Here is a 12,376-nt window from a genome sequence, read left to right as displayed (position 1 = left end):
TATGGAAGTAATTGTGGCAAAATCCGCCGGATTCTGCTTCGGTGTGAAGCGTGCCGTTGATCAGGTGTATGAACAGCTGAAGCGAAACGACAAGCCAATTTATACGTATGGCCCTATCATCCACAATGAAGAGGTTGTAAAGGATTTAGAGGAAAAGGGCGTAAAAGTAATTGAAAATGAAGAAGAATTAAAAAAGATTTACGACGCAGTTGTGGTGATCCGTTCTCATGGAGCCGGAAAGCGCATTTATGATATCATGGAAGAAAACGGAATTGAGATCATTGATGCAACCTGCCCATATGTGAGAAAGATTCACAAAATCGCCCAGGAACAGAATAAAGAAGGCAGACGTCTGATCATAATAGGCAATGAATCACACCCGGAAGTAGAAGGTATTAAAGGCTGGGGAAATGACAATACTTTAGTAGTGGAAACACCCGAGCAAGTGGAAACTTTACCGCTTACAGAGGGAGAGAGGCTGTGTATTGTATCACAGACGACATTTAATTACAAGAAATTTCAAGATTTAGTTGAAAAAATTTCTGAAACGCGGTATGATATACTTGTTTTAAATACGATTTGCAATGCAACACAGGAAAGACAGGTGGAAGCAAAGCGGATAGCTTCAGAAGTGGATGCCATGATTGTCATTGGCGGAAAAAGCAGTTCCAATACCCAGAAGCTGTACGAGATATGCCGAAGGGAATGTAAGAATACTTACTATATCCAGACACTAGGTGATTTAGATCCTGATTGTGTAAATTCTGTGCGCAGCGTAGGTATTACAGCCGGGGCTTCAACCCCGAATCATATTATCGAGGAGGTTCATACTAATGTCAGAGTTAAGTTTTGAACAAATGTTAGAGGAATCATTGAAAACCATACGTACAGGAGAGATCGTCACTGGTAAAGTCATCGACGTAAAAGAAGATGAAATCGTGTTGAATATAGGGTACAAGTCTGACGGCATCATCCCGCGTAGCGAGTACACGGATGACCAGAATTTAAATCTTACAACCGTTGTACAGGTTGGCGAAGAGATGGAAGCGAAAGTCACTAAGGTGAACGACGGTGAGGGTCAGGTTGCTTTATCCTATAAGCGATTAGCAGCAGACAGAGGCAATAAGAGACTGGAAGAAGCATTTGAAAACCACGAAGTACTTACCGCAAAAGTTGCACAGGTACTTGACGGTGGTTTAAGTGTAGTTGTAGAGGGCGCAAGAGTCTTCATTCCTGCAAGCCTGGTATCCGATACTTATGAGAAGGATTTAACCAAGTATGCAGACAAGGCAATTGAATTCATTATCACAGAATTTAATCCTAAGAGAAGAAGAATTATCGGTGACAGAAAGCAGATTATGGTTGCTAAGAGAGCCGAGCTTCAGAAAGAATTATTCAATAAGATCCATGCAGGCGATGTTGTAGAAGGTACAATCAAGAATGTAACCGATTTCGGTGCATTTATCGACCTTGGCGGAGCCGATGGTTTACTTCATATTTCAGAGATGAGCTGGGGCAGAGTAGAAAGCCCGAAAAAAGCCTTCAAAGCTGGTGAGAAAGTAAAAGTCTTAATCAAAGACATCAATGGCGACAAGATTGCCCTCAGTTTAAAATTCCCGGAGACAAACCCATGGAAAGATGCATCTGAAAAGTATGCAGTGGGCAATGTTGTGAACGGTAAAGTAGCACGTATGACTGATTTCGGCGCATTCGTTGAGCTGGAGCCAGGCGTAGATGCTCTGCTTCATGTTTCCCAGATTTCCAGAGATCATGTGGAAAAACCTGCAGATGTTCTGGCAATTGGTCAGGAAATCGAAGCAAAGGTCGTTGATTTTAACGAGGATGATAAGAAGATCAGCTTAAGCATCAAAGCACTTCAGAGTCAGGACGAAGCAGCTGCAGAAGATGCACCTGTATATTCTGACGAAGTTTAAGCATAATAAAGAATGAGCAGATGGGAAGTGGAGAAATCCGCTTCCTTTTTTCATACAAAAAATTGTAAAGAGAGGATGATTCCATGAAACAGGTTTTTTTCAGAATACTGGCGGTTGTGACAGCACTGGCTATTATACTTTCCGGATGTGCAGGTAATGTAAAGCCAGAGCCGGAAGAAGAGCAGACACAGGCAAAGCCTGCCAGCGGTCTGGGAAAAGCCTCAGGAGGGGAAGCACAGCATGTGCGTCTGGAAGACGATTATTATGATTATATCAACGGACAGATGTTAGACGAAATCCAGATTCCAGGCGATGCAGGCGGCTGGAGCCAGTTTTACAAGCTGGATAGAGAGGCATATGATATTTTAAATGAAGTGCTTCGTGAGTCTGTTAATAACAGGAAAAACGCAGCAGAAGGGTCACTGGAACAAAAAATTGCGGATCTCTATCTGACAGGAATGGATATGGAAGGAAGACGGGCTGCAGGATTTGGAGGACTTGCTGTTTACATGGACGGTATCAGCCGTGCTTCGACGATAGAGGAGTATTTAGAACAGGCAGGGAAAATCTTTGATGATCTGGGCGTGGGGAGTATTATTCTGCCTCAGTGGTCTGAGGACATGAGCAATTCCACCCGCTATGCCCTGTATTTTGGCGGTGCGGATCTTGGACCTGGAAAAGAGACTTTAGAGGATACCGATCAGGAAGCGCTGATGAGCCGTTACCGGGATTATATATCGCAGATTATGGAATTTACGGGAATGAAGAAAGAAGAGGCGGATAAGAATGCTTCTGATATTTTAAAGTTTCAGAAGGACCTGGCTGGAAGTGCACTTCCTCTCAGTAAACAGGGGGATCCAAATGTCATTTATAATCCGTATTCCAGAGAAGAACTAAAGAAGCTGTTTCCAGACGGAACAATGGAGACTTTTTTAAAGGCTGCAGGGCTGGACGAACCGGACACCTATATCGTGGTTCAGGAAGACCAGATGAAAAAGATCAGCGGATATTTAAACGAAGAATCGCTCCCGCTTTTAAAACAGTATACCATATTCTGCCTGGTAAACGATTTTGCCCCAAGTCTGACTCCTGAAATCAGAGACAGCTATCTGGAATGGAATAATTTAAGAAAGGGAATTAAAGAAAGAAAAACAGATGAAAAGCTGGCAAGCGAGCTGACACAGAACATACTGGGATTTGAATTCGGCAGGCTTTATGTTGAGAAATGCTTTTCCCAGTCGGATAAAAAAGACATTGAGTCCATGATCCGCCTGATTCTCACCTCCTATAAAAAACAGATTGAAAATCTGACCTGGATGAGTGATGAGACAAAGGCCTCTGCAATAAGAAAACTGGAGCATATGAATCTCAAAGTAGGCTATCCGGACAAATGGCCCGATGATTATAAGGATGCCATGGTGGTATCAGCGGAAGACGGGGGAAACTTAATTGATAATGTTCTTTCTCTCCAGAAAGCCCTGATTGAGGTTAATAAAAGAAAATACAATAAACCTGTGGATAAAGGCGAGTGGGGTATGACTCCCCAGACTGTAAATGCCTATTACAATCCCACAGCCAATGAGATCGTATTTCCGGCGGCAATTCTCCAATCCCCCTTTTATGATTCCAAGGCAGATTTTGCTTCCAATTTAGGCGGAATCGGAATGGTGATGGCCCATGAGGTGAGCCATGCATTTGATTCTTCCGGTTCCCTTTACGATGAAAATGGAAATTATCATGTATGGTGGACGAAGGAGGACCGTGGGAAATTCAATGAACTGGCCAAAAAGGTGGAGGAATACTACAGCGGAATGGAGGGATATCAGGGGAGAAAAGTAAACGGCGCCCAGACGCTGAATGAAAACATCGCTGATCTGGGGTCCATGGCCTGTATTACGACGATTGCAGGAGAAAAGGGCGGCGATTTAAAACTTCTGTTCCGCCAGTATGCAACCATCTGGGCTTCCAGGTATACCCCGGAAACCATGATTGACCGTCTCAATACGGATCCCCACTCTCCGGCGAAGGTCAGGGTCAATGGAGTACTAAGCGCCACAGATGCATTTTATAAGACGTATCCGGAGATAAAAGAAGGCGACGCCATGTATGTATCCCCTGAAAAGAGGGTGAAAATCTGGTAGAAGCAAATATCAGGAAGGCTGCGGCAGCGTAAGTGATATGCGGCAGCTTTTTGTGATTTTATGTGCATGTAAAAAAATACAATTTGATAATGAGAAAATAAATCAATAAAAAACTTGACAACAGACGAAAGTTAGAATATACTAACTCATGAGAAATGGGAATGATTATCATTAATAAAAAGAAAGAAGATGACGAATGATGCCTTTAACAATGGTGAAAGCAGGAGAGCCTAACGTAATTCGTAAAATCGGCGGCAAAGAAGAAACAAGACGTTTTCTTGAGAACCTGGGTTTTGTTACCGGCGGAATTGTAACTGTTGTTTCTGAAATCAGTGGAAACATGATTGTTAACGTAAAAGATTCCAGAGTAGCCATAGGCAAAGATATGGCTAATAAAATCATGGTGGGATAAAAGGAGAAAAGACGATGACATTAAAGGAAATTCCATGCGGTAAAACCGTGAAGGTAACCAAATTAAGCGGAGAAGGTCCCGTTAAAAGAAGAATTATGGATATGGGAATCACAAAAGGTGTTGATATTTTTGTGAGAAAGGTAGCTCCTTTTGGTGATCCGGTTGAAGTAACCGTCAGAGGTTATGAGCTGTCCTTACGAAAAGCGGATGCAGAAATGATCATTGTGGAGTAATTTTTTTTACATATTAGTTAGGTGAGACTAATACAAGACAAATCAATTGCTGACAGGCAGAAAGAGGTAGAGTATGTCAATTAAAATTGCATTAGCAGGTAATCCCAACTGCGGTAAGACGACGTTGTTTAATGCACTGACGGGATCAAATCAGTTTGTGGGGAACTGGCCAGGCGTTACCGTAGAGAAAAAAGAAGGAAAGTTAAAAGGCCATAAAGATGTAATTATCATGGACCTTCCGGGTATTTATTCTCTCTCTCCTTACACACTTGAAGAAGTGGTGGCGAGAAATTATTTAATCGGAGAGCGGCCTGATGCGATTTTGAATATCGTGGACGGTACCAACATAGAACGAAATTTATACTTATCCACCCAGCTTATGGAGCTTGGAATTCCTGTTATCATGGCAGTCAACATGATGGACATCGTGGAAAAGAGCGGGGATAAGATTCATATAAACAAATTAAGTGAAAAGCTTGGCTGTGAAGTAGTGGAGATTTCAGCGCTTAAGGGAACTGGAATACAGAAAGCCGCTGAAAAAGCAGTGGCTCTTGCGTCTCATAAAGACAGCAAGCCGCCTGTACATAAATTTGCAGTTGAAGTAGAATCGGTTCTGGATTCCATTGAAGAGAAACTGGGCAGTGACATACCCGAAGAACAGAAGCGCTTTTTTGCGATTAAGCTGCTGGAAAAGGATGAAAAAATCCAGACTCAGATGAAACGTGTGCCAGATGTGACAGAAGAGATCACAAGGATTGAGCGTGAACTGGATGATGATACAGAGAGTATTATTACAAATGAGCGGTATGTATATATATCCTCCATCATTGATCAGTGTTTTACAAGAAATAAAAAGAGCGGCCTGACCGTATCAGATAAGATTGACCGGATCGTTACCAACCGGTTCCTGGCTCTGCCGATTTTTGCAGCGGTGATGTTTCTTGTATACTATGTTTCTGTTACAACCGTTGGTACATGGGCCACTGACTGGGCCAATGACGGACTTTTCGGCGAAGGTTTCAGCTTCTTCGGTATTGATGTTCCAGGTGTACCGGTAGTAGTAGAAGGCATTTTAACTGCTGTTGGATGTGCAGACTGGCTCCAGGGGCTGATTCTTGATGGAATCGTAGCTGGTGTAGGAGCAGTTTTAGGTTTTGTACCTCAGATGCTGGTACTCTTTATCTTTCTTGCATTTTTGGAAAGCTGCGGCTATATGGCACGTGTGGCATTTATTATGGACCGTATCTTCCGTAAATTTGGGCTTTCCGGTAAATCCTTTATTCCGATGCTGATCGGCAGCGGCTGCGGCGTACCGGGAATCATGGCTTCCCGTACCATTGAAAATGACCGCGACCGTAAGATGACAATTATGACAACAACCTTTATTCCCTGCGGTGCCAAGCTTCCCATTATTGCACTGATTGCAGGTGCACTTTTCGGCGGTGCTTCCTGGGTTGCACCAAGTGCCTATTTCGTTGGAATTGCAGCAATTATCTGTTCCGGTATCATTTTAAAGAAGACCAGAATGTTCTCTGGCGATCCGGCGCCTTTCGTTATGGAGCTCCCGGCTTACCATATGCCTACAGCAGGAAATGTTTTAAGAAGTATGTGGGAACGCGGCTGGTCCTTTATTAAGAAAGCAGGAACCATCATTTTATTATCTACCATCGTTGTATGGTTTGCTTCCTATTTCGGCTGGGTAGACGGTCAGTTCAGAATGCTGGAAGCTTTGGAACTTGACCACAGCATCCTTGCAAAGCTGGGAAGCACAATCAGCTGGATTTTCATTCCTCTCGGCTGGGGAGACTGGAAGTCTGCAGTAGCAGCCATCACCGGACTGGTAGCAAAAGAAAACGTAGTTGGAACCTTCGGTATTCTCTACGGCTTTGCAGAGGTTGCAGAGGACGGTTCTGAGATCTGGGGTACTCTTGCAGGCAGTATGACAGCAGTTGCCGCTTATTCCTTCCTTGTATTCAATCTTCTCTGTGCACCATGCTTTGCCGCAATGGGAGCAATCAAACGGGAGATGAATAATGCCAGATGGTTCTGGTTTGCAGTGGGATATCAGACGCTTCTGGCTTATGTAGTAGCGCTTTGCGTTTATCAGGTAGGAACCTTAATAACGACCGGATCCTTTGGATTCTTTACCGCAGTGGCATTTGCACTCATTGCAGGCTTCATCTATCTGCTTGTCAGACCTTTAAAAGAAAAAAGCGGATCAAAAGTAAAATTAACAAGTATAGCCGGAGCAAAATAATCCGGCAATCATAATAAAAGAGCCTGCATTGTTTATGCAGGCTCAAGATATCAGGAGGTATCATATGGGAACATTAGCAGTATCAGCAGTTGTCATCGGAGCGGTGGCAATGATTATAAGAAGCATGATTCGAGATAAGAAAAACGGAAAATCCATTCAGTGCGGCGGACAGTGCAAGGACTGCGGAGGACATTGCCACTAACAGGCTGATATATGATTTTCGTACTATATAATACTTCTAAACGGAGGTGTCAAAATGGAAATGCACACAAACATTGCTGAAAAGAGAAAAGCAGCTGACTCCAGAAGCTATCACAGAACCAGGATGCAGAAGGAGCTTATTATTGAAAGACTGAAGGGAAAGGGCTGCAGAATCACAAAGCAGCGCCTCACACTTTTAGATATTATTCTGGAACATGAATGCTCCAGCTGTAAAGAAATCTATTATAAGGCTTCAAGAGTTGATGAGAGTATCGGTGCGGCAACTGTCTATCGTATGGTAAATGTCCTGGAGGAAATCGGGGCGATCAGCAGAAAGAACATGTATAAGATCGCCTATTCCGACAGCTGTTCCATGGAGGATGCCTGTACCGTTATACTGGATGATCAGACCACCTTTCATCTGTCTGCCAAAAACTGGAATTCTGTTGTAAAAGCAGGATTATCAGCCTGCGGTTATTTAGATAATCAGAAAATAACCTCAATTTCCATAAAGCCTTGTGAATGTGAAAATGCCGGTTGTTATTAATTTTGAGTTAGCAGATGCTAACTTGTAAAGCGGGTATAGTAGAACATGAAAAATGAATCAGGTTTTGAGTTATGCAAAAACGGCATTGATTATCATGAAATCATCGAATGCATCGTCAGTGCATTGGACGCCAAAGATCCCTATACGGCGGGGCATTCTCAAAGGGTCAGCGATATGGCGCTGGCCCTTTCCGGGTTTTTAAAGCTTGAAAGAGAAGAAACGGAGCGGATTCACATTGCCGCTCATCTTCATGATATTGGTAAGATCGGAGTTCCTGATGCAGTATTAAATAAACCTGACAGGCTTTCTCCTGACGAATGGACTTCCATGAAAAAGCACCCCCAGACAGGTGCTCAGATTTTAAGCAAATCCCGTCATTTAAATGAACTGAAAGACATTGTTCTTCATCATCATGAACGGTATGACGGAACAGGCTATCCTTACGGACTGAAGGGAGACGAGATTCCGCTTGGGGCCAGGATCATCTCCGTCTGTGATTCTATTGATGCCATGACCTCGGACAGGGGGTACAGGGATGCATATTCACTGAAGTATTGCTATGAGGAAATAAAGAAGAATTTAGGCATCATGTATGATCCCTGTATTGGAGCTGCGGCATTGGAACATTGGGCTGAACTTACAAAATATGTGGCGGACTGATTTGTGGATTTTGATACTTGTTATTCTGTTAAAATCGTGCTAACCTAGGAAGAAGTGGGATATTTTCCCATAATAATTAACAGCAAAGGATTTGGATGAATGAACAGGAAACAGAGTCATGCAGGTACCGTAGGGATAATTGCTTTTCTGACAACAGTTTTTATGCTGGCAGGAGCTATTACTGCACTGGCAGATGATGCTTCTAAGTTTGTGCCCGGAACAAAAATCAACGGAGTTTTGGTGGGAGGTATGACTGTAGAGGAGGCAAAGGTACAGATAGAAGGTTTTTATGGAAGAGAGTATCAGCTTACCATAAAAGAAAAGGGAGGTGCCTCTGAAGTAATTAAGGGATCAGATATCCAGTATCAGGTAGTGATTACCGACGGACTTCAGAATATACTGGCCCAGCAGAACAATAACGGACGGGTGGCAGGTCCTGATATTGACAACAGCAGTGTCCTGAAAAGCACGGTGACCTATCAGGAGGAGAAGCTGAAAGAACGGCTGGATTCTCTTGCCTGTGTAAGCAGTAAGGATATTGTGGTTACACAAAACGCAAAGATCTCGGACTGGCAGGAGGGACAGCCCTTCACAGTGATTCCTGAGATTCAGGGGAACAGCGTAAACAGAAAGAAGCTTGATGAAGCAGTCCGGGCTGCATTAACCCAGGAGACCAGGCAGATCAGTCTGGAGGAAAAAAACTGTTATGACACCATTACCGTGACATCACAGGACTCAGGGCTGGCAGCCAGATGTGCGGCGCTTAACCAGATCAGGGAGATGAAAGTCACATATTTATTTGGCAGTCAGTCAGAAGTGCTTTCAGGAGAACAGCTCTGTACATGGATTGAAGGCTCGGACCAGACAGGTATCCATATTAGCGGCGCAAAAGCTGCAGAATATATCCAGTCACTGGCAGGAAAGTATGATACGGCTGGAAAAGCACGGCCGTTTAAAGCAGCTGACGGCAGGGATTTGTCTCTTTCCGGTGCATACGGCTGGCGGATCAATCAGGAAGCGGAGACGCAGGCGCTCATTGCCATTGTTCAGAGCGGACAAAGCCAGGAGAGAACTCCCCAGTACAGCCTGGCAGCAGCTGACCGTAATGTTGACTGGGGCGGTACTTATGTGGAAGCGGATATGGCTGCCCAGCATGTTTATATGTATCAGAACGGCAGTGTCATATGGGATTCCCCCTGTGTTACGGGGAATGTATCAAAGAAGCTTACCACGCCGGAAGGCATTTATACCCTTGCCTATAAGCAGACAGACCGCGTACTGCGAGGGGATAAAAAACCGGACGGAACTTATGAATATGAGAGTCATGTAGATTATTGGATGCCCTTTAACGGTGGAATCGGTTTTCATGATGCAAGCTGGAGAAGCAAATTCGGAGGTTCCATCTACCAGACAGGTGGAAGTCATGGATGTATTAATCTTCCTCCCAAAAAGGCAAAGGCTCTTTATGAGCTGATTTATACCGGAATCCCCGTTATATGCCATTATTAATAAAAAAGCTGTCTTACGGCCTGCCAAATGGGCAGATAAGACGGCTTTTTTAATGACTTTATTCATTATCGGAGCAAAATACGATGACTTTCCAGGGCGTAATTTCGTCTGGGATATGATCGGAAGCAGTCATATAAAGAATAAAAAGATAGTGCTCACCGGGGTTGAAAAGATAATTTTGTCCGTTGGTAAGAAGAACCTGTGTGCTTCCATCTGCCGGAATATTCAGTTTTATTGTCTGTGCTGCATTTAATAAGTCTTCATCAAAATAATCCAGGGCCGCTTCATAACCATCCCTGTTTTGTGCCAGAACAACAGCCTGGTACTGGGGCGGATAAATTAAGGGGACAGGTACATCGGTGTCGTATACGCCGATAATCCGTTCACCTGGACGGAATGTATGCTGATCTAAAACAAAGGTCTGGGGAGTTACGACAAAATTAATCTGCCCCAGGTTTTGTGCGTTTACAGAAAGAAGCAGGGAGCAGCTGCGGTCTGAGACGGTGGTATAAAAGGGAGAAACGGAACTGACGATTCCGTATACAGATAAATAATTAGCCATAAATTGGTTCTTTCCAATTGTTCTTATCCATATCTTATGAAGGGCAGGAAGTCAATATGAATGTTCTGGAAATGTCAGGTCAAATCGTAATAAAAAAGTCAAGAAATATACCATAAATATTTAGACATATTTCGCGGTTATACGATATAATAATACCTGAATAAAAAGGCTAGTTAAGAGGTAGGAAATAAATGGAAAAGCAAAAACCCCACAGCAGGAAGAAAAAGTCATTGGGAATCGGGGGTCTGGCTGTAATCGGAGGCGGTTTAGTTGCCGTAGTCGCATTAATTGCGGCGCTTACATATTTACAGATCGGAAGACAGTATAAAGAGGTGTTTTTCCCCAACACCATTATCAATGGTATGGATGCATCCAAAAAGTCCGTTGATGAGGTTAAGAAGATGGTTTCATCCGGCATTGACGGTTACCAGCTTACAATTAAAGAACGGGGTGACAATACAGAGAGCATTAAGGGCTCTGATATCGGTATGGAAGCAGTTTTTGACGGAAGTGTGGAAAAACTGCTGCAGGAACAGAAACCTCTTGAATGGGCAAAGCATATTAAGAAATTTCAAAACTTTGATATAGGAACCCTGGTAAAATATAATCAGGATCAGTTTGATGAGGCGGTATCAAAGCTGTCCTGTTTCCAGGAAGACAAGATAAAAGAACCCCAGAATGCTGCCATTTCCCAGTATGAGTCCGGAAAAGGATATCATATTGTTGCGGCAGATGAGGGTAACCGGCCTGATCCGGAAAAGGTGAAATCGCTGATATCGGCTGCTGTCATGGATTTAAAGACAGAAGTATCCTTAGAGGAAGGCGAGGCATATAAAAAGCCCCAGATCGCAGCAGATGATCCTGATCTGGTCAGCCAGGTCCAGACCTTAAACCGTTATACCAACGTGAAAGTAACTTATAAGTTTGGCGATAAGAGAGAAATACTAAACGGCGATACCATTTCCAAATGGGTGGGAGTAGGAGAAGACGGCAAGGCGTATTTAAGCAGTTCTGAGGTAACGGCTTATGTAAAAGAGCTTGCTTCTAAGTACGATACTGCATCGAAGGCCAAGACTCTTAGCACTTCCTATGGTAAGACGGTAAAAATAACCGGAGGAAGTTATGGCTGGAAGATTGACCAGAAGGCGGAGGCCGATGAACTGGCAGGAATTATCCGATCTGGAGAAAGCCAGGAAAGGGTTCCTGTGTATAAGCAGGAGGCCGCCAGCTTTGGAGAGAATGATTATGGCAATACCTATGTAGAAGTAAATCTCACAGCCCAGCATTTATATTTTTATAAAGACGGTAAACTGGTTCTTGATACTGATTTCGTATCAGGAAATGAATCAAAGGGCTGGTCAACACCGGCAGGAGTTTACTCCCTGTCCTATAAGCAGAAGGATGCGACCTTAAAGGGAGAGGATTACAGCACACCGGTTGCTTACTGGATGCCATTTAACGGCAACATCGGATTTCACGACGCCACCTGGCGAAAGCAGTTTGGAGGAAGCATTTTTAAAACCAGCGGATCCCATGGCTGTGTAAACCTTCCGCCTGCCATGGCCAAGACGCTTTTTGAAAATATCCCGTCAAAAGTACCGGTGCTCTGCTACAATTTACCTGGTACGGAATCAAAGACGACCTCTAACGGTACAACGAAAACCGAAACTGCCGGTACAACGCCGGCAGCAACGACAACAACGTCAGTTCCGGCCACCACGGCAGCGACAACAGCCGCACCAACCACGGCCGCACCGACCACGGCAGCACCAACCACGGCAGCGCCTACAACACCTGCGGTAACAACGCCTTCCACCCAGGAAGCCCCTATTATAGACAACCCGCAGCAGGAAGCAGGTCCCGGAGTTTCCAGGTCCACAGGTAAGAAAAAAACAGGTCCGGGTGTCAAATAAGGAGATT

12 protein-coding genes are annotated in these 12,376 nt (G+C 44.0%); 11 read left to right on the top strand and 1 reads right to left on the bottom strand.

Annotated elements, in window-relative coordinates; genetic code table 11:
• Position 1: 1 nt before the first annotated feature.
• From ispH to V7D18_RS22450, 10 genes are all read left to right on the top strand, one after another.
• Complete coding sequence (gene ispH, locus V7D18_RS22495; protein WP_426157691.1) at positions 2-853, top strand: 4-hydroxy-3-methylbut-2-enyl diphosphate reductase; 852 nt, start codon at positions 2-4, stop codon at positions 851-853.
• Complete coding sequence (rpsA, locus tag V7D18_RS22490; RefSeq protein WP_426157690.1) at positions 834-1,934, top strand: 30S ribosomal protein S1; 1,101 nt, start codon at positions 834-836, stop codon at positions 1,932-1,934. The genes ispH and rpsA overlap by 20 nt, the downstream gene beginning before the upstream one ends.
• 83 nt (positions 1,935-2,017) lie before the next feature.
• Positions 2,018-4,075, top strand: coding sequence for a M13 family metallopeptidase (locus V7D18_RS22485; RefSeq protein ID WP_426157688.1), 2,058 nt, complete (start codon positions 2,018-2,020; stop codon positions 4,073-4,075).
• A gap of 196 nt (positions 4,076-4,271) precedes the next feature.
• On the top strand, positions 4,272-4,487 hold the full coding sequence (locus V7D18_RS22480) for a FeoA family protein (protein WP_104436553.1): 216 nt from the start codon (positions 4,272-4,274) through the stop codon (positions 4,485-4,487).
• A gap of 14 nt (positions 4,488-4,501) precedes the next feature.
• Positions 4,502-4,720 (top strand): FeoA family protein, encoded by a 219-nt coding sequence (locus V7D18_RS22475; RefSeq protein ID WP_426157686.1) that lies wholly within the window; start codon positions 4,502-4,504, stop codon positions 4,718-4,720.
• A 73-nt stretch (positions 4,721-4,793) separates the two neighbouring features.
• The gene (gene feoB, locus V7D18_RS22470; protein ID WP_426157684.1) at positions 4,794-6,977 is read left to right on the top strand and encodes a ferrous iron transport protein B; all 2,184 of its coding nucleotides are present in this window, start codon (positions 4,794-4,796) and stop codon (positions 6,975-6,977) included.
• Positions 6,978-7,041: 64 nt separating this feature from the next.
• Positions 7,042-7,179 carry a FeoB-associated Cys-rich membrane protein gene (locus V7D18_RS22465; RefSeq protein ID WP_426157683.1) on the top strand — a complete coding sequence of 46 codons (138 nt, stop codon included), beginning with the start codon at positions 7,042-7,044 and terminating at the stop codon, positions 7,177-7,179.
• A 54-nt stretch (positions 7,180-7,233) separates the two neighbouring features.
• Positions 7,234-7,725: a transcriptional repressor gene (locus tag V7D18_RS22460; protein WP_426157681.1), complete on the top strand. Its 492-nt coding sequence runs from the start codon at positions 7,234-7,236 to the stop codon at positions 7,723-7,725.
• Positions 7,726-7,770: 45 nt separating this feature from the next.
• Positions 7,771-8,385, top strand: coding sequence for an HD-GYP domain-containing protein (locus V7D18_RS22455; protein ID WP_426157680.1), 615 nt, complete (start codon positions 7,771-7,773; stop codon positions 8,383-8,385).
• 99 nt (positions 8,386-8,484) lie between these two features.
• The gene (locus V7D18_RS22450; protein WP_426157679.1) at positions 8,485-9,894 is read left to right on the top strand and encodes a L,D-transpeptidase family protein; all 1,410 of its coding nucleotides are present in this window, start codon (positions 8,485-8,487) and stop codon (positions 9,892-9,894) included.
• A 58-nt stretch (positions 9,895-9,952) separates the two neighbouring features.
• Here the strand turns inward: V7D18_RS22450 and V7D18_RS22445 are convergent, their stop codons facing one another.
• The gene (locus V7D18_RS22445) at positions 9,953-10,456 is read right to left on the bottom strand and encodes a hypothetical protein (RefSeq protein WP_426157677.1); all 504 of its coding nucleotides are present in this window, start codon (positions 10,454-10,456) and stop codon (positions 9,953-9,955) included.
• A gap of 191 nt (positions 10,457-10,647) precedes the next feature.
• Here V7D18_RS22445 and V7D18_RS22440 point away from each other — a divergent pair, with 191 nt between their 5' ends.
• Positions 10,648-12,369, top strand: a complete 1,722-nt coding sequence (locus V7D18_RS22440) for a L,D-transpeptidase family protein (RefSeq protein WP_426157676.1) — start codon at positions 10,648-10,650, stop codon at positions 12,367-12,369.
• Positions 12,370-12,376 lie beyond the last annotated feature (7 nt).

Source organism: Lacrimispora sp. 38-1 (genome assembly GCF_049890855.1).
Taxonomy (GTDB): Bacteria; Bacillota; Clostridia; order Lachnospirales; family Lachnospiraceae; genus Lacrimispora.
Note: the sequence above shows the minus strand (reverse complement) of the source record. Positions and strands in the feature narration are given on the sequence as shown.